The organism is Desulfallas thermosapovorans DSM 6562 (assembly GCF_008124625.1).
Lineage (GTDB): Bacteria > Bacillota > Desulfotomaculia > Desulfotomaculales > Desulfallaceae > Sporotomaculum > Sporotomaculum thermosapovorans.
In genome coordinates this window covers 1-17,151 of the sequence record NZ_VNHM01000025.1, presented here as the reverse complement: position 1 = coordinate 17,151, position 17,151 = coordinate 1, and the positions used below count along the sequence as shown (strand labels likewise).

The window sequence follows — 17,151 nt, the reverse complement described above, 5'->3', positions numbered from 1 at the left end:
GGGCAACTCAATACCCTTCTCCTGCAACAGCCTGCGGGTACCCAAAAGGACGCTCGTCCCACCTACTTCAGCGGCGATGCCCCGGCCCGGAATCGCCGTGAAGGAAGTGACCGTTCCCACATCTAACTGCCCGGCGCTTGCTTTTTTAACCACCGCCTGGGCAACGGGGTGCTCGGAACCCTGCTCCGCCGCACCGGCCACCTGCAGCAAATAGTCATCCCTGCCGTCAAACTCCGGGGCCGGGATCAAGTCGGTAAGAACCGGTTCCCCGTGGGTGATGGTGCCTGTTTTATCCAGAACCACGGCATTGACCCGGTGGGCCCGCTCCAGGTGTTCCCCGCCTTTGATCAGGATACCGTATTCCGCTCCTTTGCCTGTCCCCACCATAATGGAAGTGGGGGTGGCCAGACCCAGGGCACAGGGGCAGGCGATAACCAAAACGGCGGTGAGGTTTAAGACCGCCCTGGTCACGTTGCCGGGATCGCCTATAAAATACCAGCCCAGGAAAGTAAGCACCGCAATGCCGGTGACCACGGGCACAAAGTACCCGGAAATAACGTCCGCCATCCGCTGAATGGGCGCCTTGGAGCTCTGGGCTTCTTCCACAAAACGAATAATCTGCGCCAGAGCTGTGTCCCGGCCCACCCGCAGGGCTTCAAAACGAAAGGTGCCCAGCTTGTTCAAAGTGGCGCCGGTGACAAGATCGCCTTCCTTTTTATCCACCGGCAGGCTTTCCCCGGTGAGCATGGATTCATCCACCGTAGAATGCCCTTCCCTGATTACTCCGTCTACCGGCACCTTTTCGCCGGGGCGAACTACCACCAGGTCGCCCACCAGCACCTCTTCCACCGGAACATCAACCTCGATGCCGCCCCGGATCACCCGGGCAGTTTTCGCCTGCAGACCGGCCAGCTTTTTCAAGGCTTCGGAGGTTTTGCCCTTGGCCCTGGCCTCCAACATCTTACCCAGCAGGATCAGGGTCAACAGCACGGCACTGCTCTCAAAATAAACATGCTGCAATCCCAATCGATGCCCCCAAAAGGTCACCACCGTGCTGTAAATATAAGCGACGCTGGTGCCCATGGCCACCAGAACCGACATATTGGCGCTGCGGTTCCTCAAGGCTGTATAAGCATCGCGGTAAAAGTGGTAACCGGCCACCAACTGTACCGGGGTGGCAAAGAAAAACTGGAACAGGGCATTGTGCAAAATATGAGGGAAAAAGCCTTCCAGGGGAGCCAGCATACCCAGCATACCGGCAAATAGCGGGGCTGAGAACACTGCCGCGAAGATAAACAGGAACCGCTGCCTTTTTATTTCCCTATCCCGCTCATCCTTTTCACGGTCGGTATAGTGATCATCGATTTTGCGTGCTTGGTAACCCAGCTTTTCCACAGCATTGACCAGGGCTGCAGCATTTACCTGGCCGGGATAATAGGTAACGGTGGCTTTTTCGGTGGCCAGGTTGACAGTGGCGTCCGCCACCCCCGGAAGGGATTTCAATCCCTTTTCAACCCTGGCGGCGCAGGCCGCGCAACTCATCCCGCCAATGGCCAGGTCCAGCTTTTCCTGCAGCACGTCAAAACCGAACTGTCTTACTTTTTCAATCATTTGTTCCGGTTTGACCAGAGCGGGGTCATAATCAACCGTGGCCTTTTCAGTGGCCAGGTTAACCCGGGCGGCACTCACCCCTTCCATCCCGGACAGCCCCCTCTCCAACCTGGCGGAGCACGCAGCGCAACTCATCCCTTTGACCGTGAACCCAATCCTGGAGAGCTCCCGCCCGTTCCCCACGCATCCCTGGGAACAGGCATTGTTATTTTCAGCCATGCTATGGATACCTCTTTCCGGTTTAACACTAAATTTGCTCGATTATAATCAATTCTTTACCTCATACCCGGCCTTTATCACTGCTTCAACCAGTTGTTCACGGGAGACGTTGCCTGTCACCACCAATTCCTTTTGTTCCAGATTCACCAGGGCTTCTTCCACGCCTGTTATTTCCCGCGCCGCCTTTTCCACCGCCATTTTGCAGTGATTGCAGCTCATGCCTTCCACCTTTAATACTGTTTTATTCATACTTTTCAAACCTCCATTAATTTTTATTGATCAGCCTGGCAATTGTTTTGGTCAATTCGGCAACAACTTCTTCATCACCGGCAATTAATTGATCCTTAATGCAAGTTCTAATGTGTTTTTCCAACAACAGCTTGGCCACCCCGGTCAGCGCGGACTGGGCCGAAGCAATTTGATTCAAGACATCGTCACAATATACTCCCTCTTCGATCATCCTTTTAATACCACGCACCTGGCCTTCAATGCGGTTAAGGCGTCTTGACAAATCGTGCACCGTTTTTTCGTCACGCCAGTGCCTGTGCTTGTTATTACCTGCGCTTTGACAGCCCGGGCATTGTTTAGGTTTTTGCTCCTCCAGTTCGCTTCACCCCCCTAAAATCAATAGTATACCCCCCTACCCTATATGTCAAGAATTATGATTAAACATATATCTGCCTTATCTACTAGATCCTTTGTTTGTTTATCAGGAGCCGTAAAACAGGACGATTGGCAGACAGGTCATAATTAATTTATTCAGTTATATTGAAAATTGAATATTGACTTCAACTATCTTATTATTTTATTATTTAAATATAAGGATTTATTGAAAGGGGCGAATGACTGTTGATAGGCACTGTCTGGAAACCAGAAGAAGAAATACTTGGTGCTTTGCAAAATGCAAAAAACATCTTTGTAGTGGGATGTGGCGGATGTGCAAAGGTCGCACGCAGTGGGGGACAGTTGGAAGTAGATAAAATGGTAAAATTACTTGAATCAAATGGTAAAAATATAATTGCCGCTGGAGTACCTGAAAGGACCTGTTACATTCAGTTTGTTAGGACATTTTTCGACCCCAAAATGTCTGAACTCAAAGAATGTGACGCTGTCCTGGTGCTGGGTTGCGGCGGTGCTGTTCAAGTTGTGCGACAGGCCACGGAGGAATACGGCCTTGTCAAGCACGTTTATTCAGGACTTAATTCGGTTGGCCATATGGACACGATTGTCCCCGGTGAATATTTTCTGGAACAATGCAGCGAGTGCGGTGATTGTGTATTGAACCTGACTGGAGCTATCTGTCCCGTCACCAAGTGTTCCAAAGGTCTGTTAAACGGACCCTGTGGTGGCAGCAAGGATGGCAAGTGCGAGGTCGACCCGGAAAGAGATTGCGCCTGGGTGTTAATTTACGAGCGTCTTAAGGCCCTGGGACAGTTGGAAAATGTGAGCACATACTGGGAGCCTAAAGATTACAGTAAAGCGGCGCGTCCCAGAAAGCTTGTTTTTTGATAATTGTTTAATTATAGATAGATCCAACTTGGAAAGGGTGTGGAATCTTGAAACTATGTGACCTGTTTGAAAAAGGTAAATTTGTTGTTACAGGGGAAGCGGCTCCTCCCAAGGGAACCAATACTGCAAAAATGTTAAGCGAAGCTGCTCCGTTAAAGGACATGGTTGACGCCGTAAATATTACTGACAACCAAAGTGCCGTTGTCAAAATGGGTTCCCTGGCCGCGTCCCGTTGTTTAAAGGATAACGGTATTGAACCGGTTTACCAGTTAACCTGCCGTGATCGTAATCGTCTGGCCATTCAATCCGACCTCTTAAGCGCCGCCGCGCTTGGCATTGAAAATGTTCTCTGCCTAACGGGTGACCATGTGTCGCTGGGGGATCATCCACATGCTAAAGCGGTTTATGATCTGGATTCCGTTCAGCTATTAAAAATAGCAAGCGGCCTCAACCATGGGAAAGATTCCAGTGGGAACGAACTTGACGGAAGTACGGATTTTTGTCTGGGTGCCGTTGTAAGCCCATGCACCGAACCTGTGGAAATGCAGGTTATCAAATTGGAGAAAAAAATTGAAGCCGGGGCTTGCTTTATTCAAACCCAGGCTGTTTACGACACCCGTTTGCTGGAAGATTTCATGAACAGGCTGGCAAGGCGGAACATTACAGTTCCTGTCATGGTGGGGATAGTTTTTATAAAATCGGCAAGCATGGCTAATTATATGAACAAGAACGTGGCTGGAATTGAAGTCCCGGAGACTATCATCAAGGAATTTGAAAACACGCCCGGGGATGGTTTAAAAGCAAAAAGCCTGGAAATAACCATCGGGCTGGTTAATGCTTATAAAGATATGTGTCAGGGGATTCACTTTATGCCCCTGGGTTGGACCGACATGGTGCCTGAAGTATTAAAAAGCACCGGACTTAGGCCTTAAGCACGACCGGTATATAAAACCTTTCACCCGTATTAATTTATAGGTGAAAGGTTTTATCGATTATATCAGGGAATTATAAAGGAACTCGAACCTGGTGGCGTGCTCCATCTCACCTGTCATAGCCATGAAAAAGGTATCTCTCACCAGCAAATCCGTGCTCGAAAGAGTAATTTCTTGATAGAATTCGGCTGCCGTAAACAGCGGTATTATCCCTGGGAGCATACTGTTGAAATAAAAGTAACCGGTAAAGATAGCCTAATAATATTATCAACCCAAACTGGCCCCTCTAAAATCCTTCTTCTTGCCCTTCCCGTTCCCTCAGTTTGCCTGTAAATTCATTTAACAGCAGGTGTCTTCGGAAATTATGCATCACCCAAAGGTGCAGCTGAGCCTGGGTTAAATTATAGATGAACCAGGGCAAAGTGGGTACATAGTCATGAATGGCCACCAGAGTATGTTTATTTTGCAAAACCCCGCGGAATTCCAACCGCCCGGGGTGTGGAAGCCGGTTTAAATGGGCCATCAAGCCGCCGGTTATGTAATAAATAGGCCGGTCATTAAAGCTGCGGTCTTCTGAAAAGGACAGGTCCAGCAGGGATTTGTTCTTCATAAAGGAAAAATAAAAATGACAACTGCCATCCCGGTCAACTTTAACCCTTACTAAACCTTTAAAGAAAGATGGCAACCATTGTGAGTAATGCCGGGCCACCCAGTGGGCATCCTTGCCGGGTGGTAAAGGCAAACGTTGAACCGAGCGGACATTTGGCACTTTCTTTTCCGGTGACTGGTTTTTCTTTACTTTCGGAGGTTTAATAGCCGCCGCATCGCCTTGATCTTTTATTAAAGCCATTTTAACCGCCTGTTTAAAAGAAATACCGGTTAAATTCATCTGTTTTTGCAAAACGCGATTTTCAGCCACCATGTCGTGCTGCAAGCTTTCCACCAGGGGAATAACCAGTGCTTTGGGCGCCTTCATAAAAAAGCTTAAAAACCAGCTGGTAAGGAAGGGTAAAATAGTGGGCACAGTAAATATCCGTGGCTTATGCCCCATTACCTCCGCTGTTTGCTTGATCATGTCCTGATATGTCATCACATCGGGGCCACCCACATCAAAACTGCGGTTATAAGTTTCCTTTCTCCCCAGACAATAACATAAGATTTTAATAATATCGGATAACGCGATGGGATGGGTTAAAGAAAGCATTAGCCTGGGCAATACCATGATTTTAAATCTTTCCACCAGGTGAGTAATAATACTGAAGGAACTCCCGTTTGCACCAACTATTATACCCGCCCGTATAGCCGTTACCGGAACACCATATGAACCAAGGGTTTTTTCCACCTCCAGGCGGCTATCCAGGTGCCTGGATAATTTCCCCTGGTCCCGGGGTACAAGTCCCCCCAAATAGATGATTTGCTTGACACCGGTCAAAGCAGCGGCACGGGCAAAATTATCGGCCAGAATTAAATCCATATCTTGAAAACTCCCCTGAGTCAACCGGGCCGAGGGCATCATGGAATGAACCAGGTAATAAGCATAATCAGCGCCACAAAGGACTTGTTCAATATCGTTTAACGAAAACAGATCGCACTGCCGCCAGCTGACATCCAGACCACAGGCCGAATCTTCTTCATTTACGGCACTTCTGGTAAGGCAAATCAGCCGGCAATGTGATTTTAAGGCCGGTAATAACGCCCGACCTATAAAACCGGTAGCCCCCGCCACCGCCACCACCGGCTTGTTGTTATCTGTGTTTTCCTGCAATTAACACACCTCTTGAAATTTAGCAATGATAGGACTAAAACATTTCTATTTTTATCTTGCAATATCCTTCACAATCACATTTTTATATTTTTTGCACCGGGATTGGACACCTTTTGTTGTCACCAAGTCAAGCAGGGCCATAGTTCCCAAACTGTCATTTCACTAAACTATAAGCCCCCAGGTAAAATGGTTTCGGATGAAATTTATCAAAAATAAAGAGCACCGAACTACTGGGTGCTCTTTTTCGTCAAAATCATGTTTATAATTATCATTATAATCCCCGTTCGTAATCCCGATTAGCTATATATTTGGTCATATTTATGCGAAATTCACGATTATCAATAATTTCGAGGCTGCCATAGGTAATGGCAAAGAATGCGGGTTCTTGGGGTAAAGCTTATTTAATTCTTGACCTCCTGCCCGGCATATAAAGCCAGAACGATGGGTTTGAGGTGGCTGATTTTACACGCAATGGTGAACTGCCCCATCTATATAACCCGGACTTCCTTGTGGGCATTGCCGTATTCTTTTTTTGATGGCGGATATAGCCCTGCAGGAATTTGTGTAGTGACAACTTTGTATTTTGTATACAAAATACTTGTGTAAAAACATAATCTCTGTTATAATTACCTAAACATTATTTGATAGTGAAAAGAAGGTGAAATTTATGTCAAGGCGAATTATTGACGCACCTTGTGAAAATTGTCACTACAAGAATGGGATAGAATGTATCAGTGTATTAGCAATGATAAAAACAGCCCGCGCTATGGAAATGGAGCTTTACAACCACAGTGTAGAAAGCCTGGTACCAAAGTTCACCATACCTTGCAAAAATTTCGCTCCCGAAAAAGTAGTGTTACACCCTGAACTGAAAAAACAGATTATTTAAATTAAGCAAATCAGAAAACGTCCGGACGAACCACATGGTTCGTCCGGATTATGTTAAAAGAGTATATTCCATCACCGGGTATGCCAAACCGGCAATGGAAATATATTAAGGAGGTCAAGGGCTCCTGCCAAGGTCAGGCCCTCACCAAAAAAACAAAAACCATGAAAGTTTCCATCTGCCTTTCCTACAAATGGCAATACCTTCATGGCAAGTGTTACTAAATCAGATTCACGCAATCGTTATGGGCCCGCAAAATTCAGACTTAAAGCAAGCTTGTAACAATAGCGGTTACAGCTCCAGATACGAGCGTACCTTTTCCACCAGCATATCCACCAGGTGCGGCAGTGGTTCATCAACGCTGCTCACCAGCTCCACGCCGGCCCGGTTCAGGTGCAAAACATATTTGGGGGCCGGGGAAAGGGCAATGGCCTCGGCGGCGGCCGTGGTCATTTCCCCTCCGAACCCGAAGGGCATAAGCATGCCTACGGTTCCAGCAAACAAATCAACCCGCCGGGCATTAAAGACAATGGCGTTTTCACCGCTGGCCGCTTCGTTGGCCCCACCTTTAAGCATCCGGCTAGCCGCAAGGGCATTGGTACCCAGGGCAATGATCTCCACCTTGCCGGCAGGCAGTGCCATAGCCAGTTTTTCCACAATTTGGGCGCCTATGCCGCCCCCTTGACCATCTATGACAGCAATGCGAAACAATTTATTTTTGCTCATTATATACCTCGTGCCACAAAGTATGCCGGCAGTATCGTTCCATCTTTTATCTTTGTATTTTCGAATGAAATTATACTAAGCCGGTAAAATAATAAAAAACCATGCGATGATGTCTTCACTCCTTGTGAAGCATAACCTCCATGGTTACTATTTCAAGCACTTTCTCGTTTTTATTAAAATACCACATAATCATACAAAAGTAAAACATTTTTTATGCTTGTTTAATAAAAAAACATCAGCATTGAAAACCTCGCCAAACAGAACGAAACGGGCGAACCACTATGTGGCGCACCCGTTTTTATTATCGTTATATAAACAAATGAATCGCACTACCTTACTGCGTAGTAGTATTGGACATTACCGTTTTTATCATAGTAACGGTACCATTTACCTTCACGATCGGGATCCATATAGAAGTAATGGAATTTACCGTTATCATCTTTATAATAGTACCAATCCCCGTCATTGTCCCAATCATAGTAGTAAAGTGCTTTACCGTCGGTATCATAATAGCGATATAACTTGCCGCCACGGGAATAACCGTAATCCCAATCTGATTTGGTATGGCGATGGTGATGGATTCCCTTAACCAGTACCGGGCCGTCAAAGCCGGACCAGTAGCGACCATGTTGGCCGTCGCTCACCCACCCGCTACTGCCATTATTAAAATAGGTCACGTTCCCACTGGGGTGGGCAAAAGCTACGGATACCAAAACCAGTGAAAGCAACAGTGCCATAACCAGCACCATGGATTTGCGCAATTAAAACAACCCCTTTCTGTCAATTACCAAGATGTCATAATGTATTGTAAGGCTACGACAAAATTAATACAAGCTAATTTCCAGTCAAGTGGTAATGTATGTTTTTGCAGGGCTGTCCTAAAATACCGGCTATGGCTCAACCCCGGAATAAAGGGATAATTTTTAGGAAGAATAAAAAAATCCGGTAATTAGCACAAATAATTTAACACCCGTACAAACTACCGCCTGATAAAAAATATACCGGGGGAATAACCATGCTGAACAAGCTCTTTAAATTGGAACAATACCAAACCAACACCCGCACGGAAATCATCGCCGGCGTAACAACCTTTATGACCATGGCTTATATACTATTCCTTAACCCCAACATACTGGCCGCCACGGGCATGGATAAGAACGCGGTGTTTTTCGCCACCGCCGTGGCCGCCGGGGTGGTAACCATCGCCATGGGACTGCTTGTCAACTTTCCCATTGCCCTGGCCCCGGGGATGGGACTCAACGCTTACTTTGCCACCGTGGCCGCCCAGCACGTGGGTATTCCCTGGACCATTGCGCTGGGTGCGGTTTTTATATCCGGCCTGCTGTTTATTTTATTAACCGTTACCCAAATACGCCAACTACTGGTGGTAGCCGTTCCCCAATCTATAAAAAACGCCATTATAGTTGGCATAGGTCTATTTATCACCATGCTGGGTTTGAAAATGGCTGAATTTATGGTTATCCAGGCCGGGCCGGTAATCCCCCCCACCCTTGATGCCCTCAGTGAATTCGGGGGCGTGGCTGTTTTAAGTTCCTTTGAGTGGAATATTAACCTGGGTTCCTTTAGCAATAATGCCGCGCTGCTGGCTTTAATCGGCCTTACGGTTTCGGCACTTCTAATGGCCAAAAAGGTTAAAGGGGCCTTGCTATTCGGTATCCTGATCACCACATTAATTGGACTACCCATGGGCGTAACCAGTATACCCGCCGGTTTTCAACCCTTTGCCCTGCCTGATTTTTCCGCCCTGGCGGTGGGCAAGCTGGACCTGGCCGGCGCTCTGGAAATGGGATTATGGTCGGTGATCTTCACCTTTACCTTTGTGGAGTTATTTGATACTTTTGGCACACTGGTGGGCACTGCGGGGAAAGCAGGCCTGTTGAATGAAAGGGGGCAATCGCCCCGGCTAGGTAAAGCCATGCTGGTGGACGCCGCCGGTGTATCCTTTGGCGCCCTGATGGGTACCAGTACCGTCACCGCTTATGTGGAGAGTACGGCCGGCGTTGCCGAAGGAGGACGCACCGGCCTAACCGCCGTCACCACCGGCATGCTTTTTCTACTGGCACTGGTGCTGGCTCCGCTGGCCGGGTTAATACCCGGCGTAGCCACTGCCCCGGCCCTTATCATTGTAGGGCTGCTGATGGCGCAAGCCATGAAAAATATAGATTTTAACGATTTTACCGAGGGCCTGCCGGCTTTTTTAACCATCGTACTCATGCCCTTCACCGGCAGTATTGCCAATGGAATCGCTGCGGGCATAATATTTTATGTGCTTCTTAAGCTGGCCAGCGGCCGCACCAAAGAAGTACACTGGCTAATGTGGCTGCTTAGTTTGTTGATACTGGCGCGTTATTTATTTTTGGCGGAACACTGATCTACCTGTACAAATATACCGGATTTCACCCACGGGGACGGTTTTGTTCTGTGAACACCTATACCGTCCCCTGCTTTAATATACACATCCAAAATTCCACCATATCTTTCGCATCCCTTTAGTCCAGGGCTGAACACAAAAACCAGCTCCCAACCAGTATATAAATTCGAAATTGCTTTACAGTTTCAGACTTTAATTATAAAGTAGTAATAGTAATTAACTAATTATAAAAGATGCGTTACCGGAGGTGTTGAATTTGACCCAGGACGCGCAACTCAAAAGACATACCTTAATTACAATCACCATGGCTTCGTTTTTGACACCGTTTATGGGCAGTGCTGTAAATTTAGCCATACCTGCCATTGGTGAACAGTTTAACGCCAGCGCCATGCACCTGAGCTGGGTGGTAACCAGTTACATACTGGCTTCGGCAGCCTTTCTGGTACCTTTCGGCAGACTTGCGGATATTGTCGGCCGGAAAAAAGTTTTTATTGCCGGCAATATTTCTTTCTTCCTGTTTTCCTTATTATGTGGTCTGGCCACATCGGTGGAGATGCTGATTGCCTTCAGGGCATTACAGGGCATCGGCAGCGCATTGATTTTCGGCACCGCCATGGCCATATTAACCTCGGTATTCCCACCCCAGGAAAGGGGTAAAATACTGGGTATCAATGTAGCCACGGTTTACACCGGCCTATCTCTGGGGCCCGTCCTCGGCGGTTCCCTGAACCACAATCTGGGCTGGCAGTCTATTTTCTATTTTTGTGCCATCATTGGATTGGCCGTAATTATCATGAGCCTGACCAGATTGAAGGGCGAATGGGCCGGTGCCAGGGGAGAGCGCTATGACCTGACCGGTGCCGTTCTTTATTCCTTCGGATTGGTACTCTTTATGTACGGCATATCTTCCATTGGCACCTCAGCCTGGTCCGGGTACATTCTAACTGCCGGCCTTGTCATACTGGCCGTATTCATCCGGCATGAATTAAAAACCGAGTTACCAGTGCTTAACCTTAAACTGTTCAGCAAAAACGTCACCTTTGCCTTTTCCAACCTGGCGGCACTGATAAATTACAGCGCCACCTTTGCGGTGGGTTTTCTGGTATCCCTTTATCTCCAGGTGGTCCTGGGATACAATTCCCAACAGGCCGGGTTTATTTTATTATCCCAGCCGGTACTCATGGCAGTATTATCCCCCTTCGCCGGTAAACTGTCCGACCGGGTACAGCCACGGCTGGTGGCCTCCTGGGGCATGGCCCTGTGCACTACAGGATTGTTTATTTTTGTTTTTCTAACCAGGCAAACTCCCATCTGGTTGGTGCTGGCGAACTTAGCCCTTTTGGGTGTGGGATTTGCCCTGTTCTCCTCACCCAACAGTAACGCCGTCATGGGTTCGGTGGAAAAGAAATTTTACGGCATTGCTTCATCCACCCTGGGTACCATGCGTCTCACCGGGCAGGCCATCAGCATGGCTATGGCCACATTAATCATTACCATGTTTGTCGGCAATGTGGAACTTCAACAGGCCGACGTAAACCAGTTGACCAAAAGTATCAAAATAGCCTTTACTGTTTTTGCCGTCACTTGCTTGGCCGGCATTTTCGCATCGCTGGCCCGGGGTAATATGCATACCGAAAACCGGCCGGTGCACAAACCCGGTAATTAACAGAGACCGTTCGAAATATTCGCGCGATTTCCCCACTCATAATTTCGACGTTGGCCGGCCAGAGCTCACGCGGGTGCCGGGCGTTGAAAGCCTGAAGGAAATTCTTTCATAACGTTTGCACCCTGAATAGGGATGAATATTAGGTTGCAAGATTAAAATCCTTCAACCTTGGGAGCACCTGGCACCAAGCATGCTTTTTAAACAAACTCTAAGGAGTTGTTTTAAAATTAATTTATGCAATAAAAAGGAAATCCCCGGGTAAGACAGAAAAGAATACTGCAAACCAATAAAGGTGGTGGCGTTATTGTATTTGAATAGATTGTTCGTATTTGGCACCCTGCTCCCGGGCCTGACCAATTACAACCGTTATTTAAAGGCCTGCAACCCCAAAACTTTCCCGGCCAAGGCTAGGGGAATTATGTATTATCTCCCGGAGGACGGATACCCGGTGGTTTTGGATGGCGATGGAGAGGTAAAGGGAGTAATCTATGAATCACCGGATTTACTGGTCATTCTGCCGGAGATTGATGAGATTCACAAGTTCACCGGTATCGAAAGCCAAAGTGATTTGATACGGGAAATCAGGGATGTTACCAACCTCGAAACAGGTGAAACCGTAAAAGCCCATATGTATTTGTGGCCACCGGCCAAAGCTGATTGGCTGAGGGAAAACGCAGTGGTTTTAGAAGACGGTGACTGGGCTAATTTTTTGCGCAAAAAAAATTAAACCCCGTGGAACTCCGGTCACACGGGGTTTCTCTTTTCAGTTTTGATTAGAGTACTTGCATTTGATTAGAGTACTTGCACGTTGGATGCTTGCTGGCCCCGGGGTCCGTCGGTAACTTCAAACTCCACCCGCTGGCCTTCACTCAAGGATTTAAAACCATTGCTTTGAATGGCCGAGTAATGTACAAAAACATCCTTGCCGTTCTCACCTTCGATAAATCCATAGCCTTTGCTGTCATTAAACCATTTTACTGTTCCTTGCAATATATTTTCCTCCTGTAAATTAATCTACCTGTATTATGGCCAATGTTAGCGCATATATTACATACATTTTTTGCATGACAGCTTCTAGCCAGTACCGCAAGCTTTGGTGCCGGGTGCTCCCAAGGTTGAAAGTCTTTTTACTTTCAACCTTGGGAGCACCCGGCACCACCAGGAATGCGGACACTAAATGGCCACAATCGTATTAGATATTCTCTATATAATATAAAACGTACGCCCTTTCGGCATCCTGCCGGATTGTATTCATAACTTCCGGTGATACTGATATTTCACCCACAAAGTTAAAATCTTCATTTATATCAAAATCGTCAAGTTCCGAAACTTTATAGCATTCCAAAACGGCTTGGGGATCCTCGGTCTTAAGGCCCAATGCCAGGTATTTTTCCTTGGCCTCTTCCATGGAGTCAGCAAAAATAACTTTGGTATTAGTGGTGTGTTCCATAATAAAACCCCCTGTTTGAAAAATGTTATCATGTACAATTTATACTGGTTTTTAAAAATATGCAAATATTTATTTGGCGTATATACGACGGAGAAGCACCCATTCCGTTCCCTCTGCGGGTGCTTTTCAGTACTTTAATCCTTGGCGCTTGCCGTAAATACGGCAAGCGTAATTTTTTTGAAGCATAAAATAAGGCATTATAGAAATCCACGTTTAACACGGATTCTACAACGCCTATTGATATATTATCCAGTTTTTTAACTTAACAATGATTGCGCGTTACAACCGGGCAAACCAGTTAGTCGACCGTAACGATGCGAGAGGCGGGATCCCAGTTAACATATGCGCCGAAATATTCGCCCACATAGCGTACCGGCACCATGGTGCGGCCGTTTTTAACCACAGGCATGGTATCCATACTCTTAAGCTCCCCGTCTACCAGCACCATGTTGCTGTTCAACATAAATATGTTGGTCCGGCCCTGTTTGACGATGGTAATTTCCTTTGTTTCCTCGTCATAGTCCACTGTGGCGTTCAGTGCTTCGACAATGGCCCGCAGCGGTACCATCAAACGGTTGTTGGTGTCCACAAAGGGGGCCGCATCGAAATCAATGGCATGGCCCTCCACTATGACACTGATGGGCTGCACGACCTGGCCGGCATTTACCGGGCCGTTATTGTGACCGGTATTATTATTGCCGGTCCCCTGCCCGGGCTCGTCTCCATAGATAAGATATTGTTTTCTTTCTTCTTCAAACTGTTTCAACGCACTTTCATATTGTGCTTCAATCTGCTGCGGTGTTAGGCCCTGCTCCAGGTAACGGCCAATCTTGTCGGTTCCCATAATCTTATCGAACATAACCACGGTGTCACCGCTTTTGGGCACTGTAAAGTTAGTCAACGAGTGGGCAATGGCTAAAGCGTAAATACCTGTTTTAGCCGGCCTAAAATTGCGATAGTCTGTAATGTTCAGCCGGACACCGCCTCTTTCGCCCTTTTGCTCAGGCTCAAAAACCACTCCGGGCAGGCCCGCGTTATTTAGTAAATCGGCAAACTTTTGGGCATCCAGCCCTTTCCCGCCAATCCACTTGAATTGATCGGCCTGGCCAATACCCGTTCCTTCCCCCAATCCGGTGGCCATGTAACCAAATACAGAATCCAAATCAGGTATATTGGGCGAAGTTTGTACCCATTTCAAACCGGTATCCTGGTAGATCATGGAGCGGGTATAACCCTCCATGGGCACCACTTCCAGATCAACTCCAATTTTTCGGTTGAAGAACCGGGCCAGTTCCCCGGCTGTCATACCATGGGCCATGGGTAAATTATCCACACCCACAAAGGTGATGTAGTGGTCTTCCATCACGGGACCGTCCACTGTCTCACCACCCAGCGGGTTGGGGCGGTCCAGCACCACCACAGTTTTGTTGTTTTTCTTCGCCGCCTTCATACAGTAGTTAAGGGTGGACATGTAGGTATAGGACCTGGCCCCGATATCCTGCACATCAAACACCAGTACATCCACGTTTTTCAGCATCTCGGCGGTGGGTTCCCTGGTGGCTCCGTACAGGCTGTAAACCGGTATGCCCAGTGTGGGATGCGTATATGATTCCACATAGGCACCGGCTTTGGCCTTGCCATCGATGCCATGCTCGGGGCCAAACAATGCCGTTAACTGGATGGTGGGGTCTCCCGCCAGCACATCAATGGTGCTGACACCCTCGCTGTTCACACCGCTCTGGTTGGTAACCAGCCCCACCCTTTTACCCTCAATTAGGTGGTGGTACTTGGGTGTCATCAACATTTCATTGCCCAGTTTGAATTCCGCTCTCTGGGCAAAGGCGGCGTTACATGACAGCAGCAACGCAGCCACTGTCACCACCATGATAATGATTTTACGCATACTACCCGTTCCTTTCGTTTGATTATCCAAACTTATAACTTAAATTTACATCAAACCTACTTTGGGGGCTTTTCGCCCCGGCTGCACAATGAAATGCACATCACCCTCTCTTAACATGCCAAGTAATTATGTAGTAATAGACTATCATTATAAAGACGTATCCACACCGGGTTTAGTTCCAACAGCCGATTCTAATAAACTAATTAACTAAAACAATTTTTTACAAATAAAAAAACGTTCAAAACACGAAGCGGTGATGTGATGCTATGATAAAACTAAAATTTCTTATCACAGCGTAGATTAACCGTACTTGACATCTAAACCGTCAAAATGACACCAGCAAAGGAATGAAAGTTTTACTTTCAAGACAGATAACACCTATAATATACTTGGAGATTTTAGTATTTGAGGGGGTTATAAAATGGATGATATTGGAATGTATTTTTTTGCTCTTCTTAAATTATTAATACCTGCTGTTGTTCTATACTTTGTTGTCAAATTGGCTGTAAAACACGCAATACGTGAGTCCAAAGAATAAAGGTGCGCACTGAATTTGATTTTCTTAACACTCTTATATACGGCCAAAGATAATAAGTAAACGTATAGAGCCGGGGTTTTAGACAAAAGATAAAACAAAAATCGGGAGGTCAAGGTATGAAAAAACTAACCGTTTTTGTTTTGGCTTTGTCAACTCTGGTTGTTTTTGGCTGCGCCCAGGCCCAGCAAAAACCAGCTCCCCCGGAGCAAAGGCTTATCCCCAAGGAATCCAACATCGGATTCAGCCAGGTGGACATTGATGAGTTACCAGAATCCATCAAAAAAGTGGCTTCCGCCACCGAGGACAGGCCCATGGTTACCTGGGCATACGCCAATAATAACAGCTACATATTGCTAAATACCGGCCAGGATGGGGAAAACCTGAAAGTAAATAAAGTAACCCAAAGGGTTCCAATACAAGATTTTCTCTGGCTTGATGTCGAGCTTAAATACACGGATGATGATACGGCCAAGGATAAAGACGGCAACCGTAAATTAGTAGCTATAAAATTGGAAAAAACAGATAAGACCATTAACGGTGTCGGCTTTGAGCTAAAAGAAGAGACCGGAGATGATAAGGAAGAACCGGTGGAGGAAAAACAACAGGCCGCTCCAGCCCCAGCTGCAACACCATCACCTGCACCAACAACCAGGGAACCGGCCAACCAGGCCAGACCGGCCCGGGAAATCAGGCCCACCGCTCCGGCCGGGGAAACCACCCCTGAAGAAGAATTTAACCGCGAACAAACCCGAGAAAATGGTGATAAACAAGCAGAAGACGAAGAACAACCAACCCCCGCCACACCGAACGGCCAGTGATCACTGGTACCGTAACAGCTAGTGCCGGGTGTGGAAAGTTTTAAATGCCCACCGGAATCCCAAAAGAGCCTGCCAAAAGGGCTCTTTTTTTGTATGTGATTCTCAAGTAACTATCCGTAACTTTCACAAGAAATGACCACATCATCATCTCTGACCGGACGCTACCAAATGACAATACAGCGGTCGTACACATCAATAATAGTCATGGTCTAAAAACGTAGCTATGTAAATAGGTATCTGCGTATGAAACTTAGTTTCAATTCCTTATAGGCAGTCTAAAAACGAAGTATCAGTTTTTGGTGGGGAGCATAGCCATGATGGGTTTCAATTCCTTATAGGCAGTCTAAAAACGGAAAACATTTCCCTAACCTATGATATGCGAGGGGGTTGTTTCAATTCCTTATAGGCAGTCTAAAAACCGGTTTAACCCCCTATTATTAGAGTCTATATCCCAAAATCAACTTATATCATAGAATTGCATGTTATGAACTTAACGACGATAGACCGGCGGCCTTGACAGCACTAAGGGCTGTAATACTGGATTGATTACCGACGGGCGGCTCCGAAAACATGCAGGGTTATCCCTCCCGTCGGTAGAATATTTTATCACAGCCCTTTTAACGTGCTGTCAAGGCTACCCTTCGGCGCCTAGTGCCAATCCAGGAGTTCCCCTCCGGGACTCACCAAAAACATGCTTTTTTAAACCTTTACAATAAATGGTTTCACTCTGCCTGCT

At 47.0% G+C, this 17,151-nt stretch carries 15 protein-coding genes; 6 read left to right on the top strand and 9 right to left on the bottom strand.

All coding sequences use genetic code 11. The annotated features are described in order from the left end of the window. The 3 genes from LX24_RS14185 to LX24_RS14175 form a co-directional block, all read right to left on the bottom strand. Nucleotides 1–1,830: heavy metal translocating P-type ATPase (locus tag LX24_RS14185; protein WP_166512788.1), on the bottom strand; the 1,830-nt coding region annotated here is incomplete at its 3' end. A gap of 48 nt (nt 1,831–1,878) precedes the next feature. Further along, entirely contained in the window at nt 1,879–2,079 is a 201-nt protein-coding gene (locus LX24_RS14180) for a CopZ family metallochaperone (protein ID WP_166512646.1), read from the bottom strand. 16 nt (nt 2,080–2,095) lie between these two features. After that, a complete protein-coding gene (locus tag LX24_RS14175) occupies nt 2,096–2,341 on the bottom strand; it encodes a metal-sensitive transcriptional regulator (RefSeq protein WP_423244344.1) in 246 nt (81 codons plus the stop codon). A gap of 338 nt (nt 2,342–2,679) precedes the next feature. Here LX24_RS14175 and LX24_RS14170 point away from each other — a divergent pair, with 338 nt between their 5' ends. Together LX24_RS14170 and LX24_RS14165 are read left to right on the top strand one after the other, a co-directional pair. Continuing rightward, on the top strand, nt 2,680–3,339 hold the full coding sequence (locus tag LX24_RS14170) for a methylenetetrahydrofolate reductase C-terminal domain-containing protein (RefSeq protein ID WP_166512787.1): 660 nt from the start codon (nt 2,680–2,682) through the stop codon (nt 3,337–3,339). Between the two features lie 47 nt (nt 3,340–3,386). After that, the gene (locus LX24_RS14165) at nt 3,387–4,271 is read left to right on the top strand and encodes a methylenetetrahydrofolate reductase (RefSeq protein WP_166512786.1); all 885 of its coding nucleotides are present in this window, start codon (nt 3,387–3,389) and stop codon (nt 4,269–4,271) included. 286 nt (nt 4,272–4,557) lie between these two features. On the opposite strand, the gene LX24_RS14160 is transcribed toward LX24_RS14165, so the two are convergent. The 3 genes from LX24_RS14160 to LX24_RS14150 form a co-directional block, all read right to left on the bottom strand. Then, a complete protein-coding gene (locus LX24_RS14160; RefSeq protein ID WP_166512785.1) occupies nt 4,558–6,036 on the bottom strand; it encodes an NAD-dependent epimerase/dehydratase family protein in 1,479 nt (492 codons plus the stop codon). Between the two features lie 1,177 nt (nt 6,037–7,213). Then, nucleotides 7,214–7,648: a DUF3842 family protein gene (locus LX24_RS14155; RefSeq protein ID WP_166512784.1), complete on the bottom strand. Its 435-nt coding sequence runs from the start codon at nt 7,646–7,648 to the stop codon at nt 7,214–7,216. Between the two features lie 329 nt (nt 7,649–7,977). After that, nucleotides 7,978–8,409, bottom strand: coding sequence for a hypothetical protein (locus tag LX24_RS14150; protein WP_166512783.1), 432 nt, complete (start codon nt 8,407–8,409; stop codon nt 7,978–7,980). A 254-nt stretch (nt 8,410–8,663) separates the two neighbouring features. On the opposite strand from LX24_RS14150, the gene LX24_RS14145 reads away from it, so the two are divergent. The 3 genes from LX24_RS14145 to LX24_RS14135 all read left to right on the top strand — a co-directional run bounded on the left by LX24_RS14145 (nt 8,664) and on the right by LX24_RS14135 (nt 12,433). Continuing rightward, complete coding sequence (locus LX24_RS14145; protein WP_166512782.1) at nt 8,664–10,040, top strand: NCS2 family permease; 1,377 nt, start codon at nt 8,664–8,666, stop codon at nt 10,038–10,040. Nucleotides 10,041–10,296: 256 nt separating this feature from the next. Next, nucleotides 10,297–11,706, top strand: coding sequence for an MFS transporter (locus LX24_RS14140; protein ID WP_166512781.1), 1,410 nt, complete (start codon nt 10,297–10,299; stop codon nt 11,704–11,706). A 295-nt stretch (nt 11,707–12,001) separates the two neighbouring features. Beyond that, nucleotides 12,002–12,433 (top strand): gamma-glutamylcyclotransferase family protein, encoded by a 432-nt coding sequence (locus LX24_RS14135; protein ID WP_243131767.1) that lies wholly within the window; start codon nt 12,002–12,004, stop codon nt 12,431–12,433. Between the two features lie 65 nt (nt 12,434–12,498). On the opposite strand, the gene LX24_RS14130 is transcribed toward LX24_RS14135, so the two are convergent. The 3 genes from LX24_RS14130 to LX24_RS14120 form a co-directional block, all read right to left on the bottom strand. Further along, nucleotides 12,499–12,696 carry a cold-shock protein gene (locus LX24_RS14130; RefSeq protein WP_479723369.1) on the bottom strand — a complete coding sequence of 66 codons (198 nt, stop codon included), beginning with the start codon at nt 12,694–12,696 and terminating at the stop codon, nt 12,499–12,501. A gap of 202 nt (nt 12,697–12,898) precedes the next feature. After that, nucleotides 12,899–13,156, bottom strand: coding sequence for a hypothetical protein (locus tag LX24_RS14125; RefSeq protein WP_166512779.1), 258 nt, complete (start codon nt 13,154–13,156; stop codon nt 12,899–12,901). 298 nt (nt 13,157–13,454) lie between these two features. Continuing rightward, a complete protein-coding gene (locus tag LX24_RS14120) occupies nt 13,455–15,059 on the bottom strand; it encodes an exo-beta-N-acetylmuramidase NamZ domain-containing protein (protein ID WP_166512778.1) in 1,605 nt (534 codons plus the stop codon). 654 nt (nt 15,060–15,713) lie between these two features. Here LX24_RS14120 and LX24_RS14115 point away from each other — a divergent pair. Next, nucleotides 15,714–16,415, top strand: coding sequence for a hypothetical protein (locus LX24_RS14115; RefSeq protein ID WP_166512777.1), 702 nt, complete (start codon nt 15,714–15,716; stop codon nt 16,413–16,415). Nucleotides 16,416–17,151: the final 736 nt, after the last annotated feature.

Coding starts and splice junctions, on each gene's coding strand:
- LX24_RS14180 (WP_166512646.1), bottom strand. CDS start 2,079: ATGAATAAAACAGTATTAAAGGTGGAAGGCATGAGCTGCAATCACTGC.
- LX24_RS14155 (WP_166512784.1), bottom strand. CDS start 7,648: ATGAGCAAAAATAAATTGTTTCGCATTGCTGTCATAGATGGTCAAGGG.
- LX24_RS14145 (WP_166512782.1), top strand. CDS start 8,664: ATGCTGAACAAGCTCTTTAAATTGGAACAATACCAAACCAACACCCGC.
- LX24_RS14125 (WP_166512779.1), bottom strand. CDS start 13,156: ATGGAACACACCACTAATACCAAAGTTATTTTTGCTGACTCCATGGAA.
- LX24_RS14120 (WP_166512778.1), bottom strand. CDS start 15,059: ATGCGTAAAATCATTATCATGGTGGTGACAGTGGCTGCGTTGCTGCTG.
- LX24_RS14115 (WP_166512777.1), top strand. CDS start 15,714: ATGAAAAAACTAACCGTTTTTGTTTTGGCTTTGTCAACTCTGGTTGTT.